4 protein-coding genes are annotated in these 3,107 nt (G+C 34.8%); all 4 read left to right on the top strand.

Features of this window, described 5'->3' with window-relative positions; genetic code table 11:
• The first annotated feature begins 364 nt into the window (after positions 1-364).
• The 4 genes from KIV10_RS13780 (at position 365) to KIV10_RS13765 (ending at position 2,967) form a co-directional block, all read left to right on the top strand.
• Complete coding sequence (locus KIV10_RS13780; RefSeq protein WP_214114721.1) at positions 365-853, top strand: hypothetical protein; 489 nt, start codon at positions 365-367, stop codon at positions 851-853.
• 351 nt (positions 854-1,204) lie between these two features.
• Positions 1,205-1,561, top strand: a complete 357-nt coding sequence (locus tag KIV10_RS13775) for a hypothetical protein (protein ID WP_214114719.1) — start codon at positions 1,205-1,207, stop codon at positions 1,559-1,561.
• A gap of 110 nt (positions 1,562-1,671) precedes the next feature.
• Positions 1,672-2,244 (top strand): hypothetical protein, encoded by a 573-nt coding sequence (locus tag KIV10_RS13770; protein ID WP_214114717.1) that lies wholly within the window; start codon positions 1,672-1,674, stop codon positions 2,242-2,244.
• A gap of 153 nt (positions 2,245-2,397) precedes the next feature.
• The gene (locus tag KIV10_RS13765) at positions 2,398-2,967 is read left to right on the top strand and encodes a hypothetical protein (RefSeq protein ID WP_214114715.1); all 570 of its coding nucleotides are present in this window, start codon (positions 2,398-2,400) and stop codon (positions 2,965-2,967) included.
• Positions 2,968-3,107 lie beyond the last annotated feature (140 nt).

The raw sequence follows: 3,107 nt of genomic DNA, 5'->3' as shown, positions 1-3,107 counted from the left end.
AAAAGAGCGGGGATTATCAATGTTGACGGAATGAAAACTTCCACTGGCTATAGTAACCTTACTCCGCTCTTTTGTTCTTTCTGATTAATTACTAAAGTTAACTGATTTAAGAAAAATCAAACTTAAGATGGTTATAAGTAATTGCTTGTTCTCGCCTATATCTGAAAATCCTCTCGGATTTTCAGTGTGGTTTGTACTTGCAAAGTTAGGTGCTAACCCACGAAACGAAACCATAACCAAACCATTATTATCATAAACAAAAAATTAAACTGCCCCACTTCCATAAATAAAATTTATACCCTCCCCCAATTTTATAGAAAAAACTTTTGAAAATTTCGCCCATAAACAATTAATTCTTAACGTTATGGCTAATGTAAATTTAAATCGAATCAACGAAGTTTTGGACCCAGCAGTTATGACCGAGGTACTTGGGCATGTAACCTCAATTGACGGAAACCTTCCGCCCATCACCCTTACCGATGCGGAACGCGCGAGCTTGGGCGCCATAAGTGTGGCAAACAAGGTTTTTGTGGAAGAAGTGCTGGATGAGCTTACCAACGGTAACTTTCCGCCCCTGGACGCTTTGGTAGATAACGAAGCGGTGCGTGCAGATTTGCAACTTTTTGAGCAAATGGAGACCCTGGAGAGCCGTTTGGAATCCCTGCTCAACAAGGTGCGAGATATAAAGCGCGTGGCGGGTCACGAATGTTATGGCTCTGGAACCACGGTGTATGGAATGCTAGGTGTAATGGCCAAGAGCGGTATTCCCGGTGCCCAGCAGAGTTATGACAGGCTCTCTGCAAGATACCAAAGGCAGCCGGGCGGTAGGCCAATGGATCAAAACGTAAGTTAGAAAAACAGAAAACGGCTTAAAGCCGTTTTTTAGTGTATAATTTAAACGTAACTATTAGTCTAAAATATCACATAGCATACATTTAGACTAAAATTATATACATTGAGACTAATAAAAAATATATTTAGACTAACAAAACATACGTTTAGACTAAGTAAATATTATTTTAGACTTATAAATAATTATTTTAGACTTATAAATAGTTATTTTAGACTAATAGAATATATGTTTAGACTAATAAAACATACTTTTAGACTAATAAAAAGTTATTTTAGACTAACATTCAACTAAGTTAATCTTAAAAGCTGAACATTAAATACCCGTAACCCCTGAAAATATAGCTAAGAACATATGGCAACACGCAAATACACAGGAACCGAAGCCCCACACATTGGCAATATGCTGGAAAAGCGCATCATCGAGCGCCGGATATCCGTTAACGGGGTGGCTCGCATTCTAGACCGAAGCAATGTTACGGTAAGAGCTTACCGCAAGCGCGCATCCCTACAGACTTCCATTCTCTGGGAATTGTGCCAAGTGATGAAGCACAACTTTTTTATGGACCTCGCCGCGCAACTGCCCCCTACATTTACCACCTATGCTCCAGACCCCACCGCGCCCCTGCGGGAAAAAATTGCCCAACTGGAACACGAAAACCTATTGCTTAAAACCCAAGTAGAAACACTTTTGAAAATTGCGGGCAAATGATGGGTTTGATTATATTTGGGAATCACTTAAAACAACGCGGTGTGCAGGTGTGATATTTGCGTCACTTTTATGTTGTATTTATTTATGTTAGCAATAATTAAAAAGAAACAATGGGACTAAACATTTCAGGGCTTGTAATTGATAAAAATTACGAAAACAAAATAACAGAACTTGAGTCTGTTATCGGACAAAAATTAGTTTTTGAAAAAGAAGTAACCTTTGACGAAACTCTTGAGAGTTGGAAAGAAGACACATATTGTGATGTATATTTTTCAAAAAACGGAACATTAGTTCTTCTATCTATGGAAGTTGGAGGATTTGATTTTTATGCAAATAATCAAACCGCTTTTTCATTCGTTCTGTCGGAAATGACAATGATGTTCACTATTAATTACACGAAAAATGATGAACTCATACGTTCCATAATGGAATCTGAAGAAATGAATGAAGATGAAGGCGAACCATTTGAATTTGAAAAAAATGAAGATGACAAATCGGAATTAATTTACCATTTAATTGAAAAAACATTAGGAGAATCTTTTCATAATATCGATTTGGAAGCCAAATGTTTTAGATATTCGTTTAAACAAGAAACAGTAGCGGAAGAAACAAATACTCAATCGGTAGAAATTGAAAATGAACAAACTAACCAAAATAAAAAGCTTTGGTGGAAATTTTGGTAAAAAATAACTATTGCCAACATTGGCTATAAGTAATTGCTTGTTCTCGTCTGCTTCTGAACATCCTCGCGGATTTTCAGTTTGGTGTATACTTGTAAAGTTAACTGCTAACACACGCAACTACTCATAGCCGAGACGTTGTGCGGTATTAAAGAAATGAATCAAAAATCAAACATAAATAGGAAAATTTGGCTGGTTGTAATAATTGCGCCAATACTTGTATTCATTGCCTTTTTCATTTTTAAGAACCAAACAGGAAATCAAGGTGAGTATCCTGAAAATTGGACATTTTTATTTATTTCGTTTCTTATACTAATAATCAATTCAATTGCATTAATAATCTTATTCTCTAAAGATTTTGAGACAATTAAAAGGAATAAAATCCTGACAACTTATAGTATTCTTCTTGGAACACCAATTTTATTAGTGATTCTATTGTTTTATCATAATACTTTAAGAATGAATCTTGATATAGAAAAAACTCAATATTTAAGAGATGAATGTTTTATGAAATGGAAGAATATTTATAAATCTAAAAATCGATACCATTTTACTTCTGGATATTGTCCTACGGCAACTGAAGACTCAATTATAGTAGTAGAAATTTATAGATGGGGAGGTGTAATGTCTTGTGGAGTTATTATGGAAGGAGTATATAAAGAAATTGATGAATCAAAAATTACATTTCTAACAAACAATCAAAAAAAGGAAATAATGAGCTATTAATAAATAACGCACCACAACAAAGAACTGAGGTAAAAAACAACTAATTTCTTCATTAATTTTCGACATTATTATTCTAGGCTAACAGATTGAAAGAATGGATCTGTAAGCTATTTTTTTTTTGTTTGGGGCCCACTTATTTT

This window comes from Aequorivita echinoideorum, assembly GCF_018476645.1.
In the GTDB taxonomy this organism is placed as follows: domain Bacteria; phylum Bacteroidota; class Bacteroidia; order Flavobacteriales; family Flavobacteriaceae; genus Aequorivita; species Aequorivita echinoideorum.
Note: the sequence above shows the minus strand (reverse complement) of the source record. Positions and strands in the feature narration are given on the sequence as shown.

Coding starts and splice junctions, on each gene's coding strand:
- KIV10_RS13780 (WP_214114721.1), top strand. CDS start 365: ATGGCTAATGTAAATTTAAATCGAATCAACGAAGTTTTGGACCCAGCA.
- KIV10_RS13765 (WP_214114715.1), top strand. CDS start 2,398: ATGAATCAAAAATCAAACATAAATAGGAAAATTTGGCTGGTTGTAATA.
- KIV10_RS13775 (WP_214114719.1), top strand. CDS start 1,205: ATGGCAACACGCAAATACACAGGAACCGAAGCCCCACACATTGGCAAT.
- KIV10_RS13770 (WP_214114717.1), top strand. CDS start 1,672: ATGGGACTAAACATTTCAGGGCTTGTAATTGATAAAAATTACGAAAAC.